Below are 285 nucleotides of genomic sequence, written 5' to 3' on the forward strand. Positions count from 1 at the left end.
TCCAGTCATCCTTTAAGGTACGAAAGGTCCGTTCGATTTTTGCTTTTGATGCACCTGAACGTACACGTGCATGGATTAAGTCAATGCCTAGTTGGGCAAGAATAAGGGCTAATTGCTTGTTTTTATAGGGAGACCCGTTATCGACGAAGATTTTCTTAGGTAAGCCATACCGTTTCATCGCCTGCTTCAACACCTCCTGCACATGGATAGCCGTGTCTTCTAAAAATAGACCCTGTCCGACAATCAGGCGACTGGCATCATCAATGGCCGCAATGATATACAGCC

The 285-nt window shown here is 45.6% G+C and carries 1 protein-coding gene; it reads right to left on the reverse strand.

Annotation, left to right across the window (positions count from 1 at the left end; translation table 11 throughout):
- Positions 1-285: DDE-type integrase/transposase/recombinase (locus ACYQ2O_RS13160; protein WP_459796830.1), on the reverse strand; the 285-nt coding region annotated here is incomplete at both ends.

Source organism: Alkalibacterium sp. m-11, from assembly GCF_054658155.1.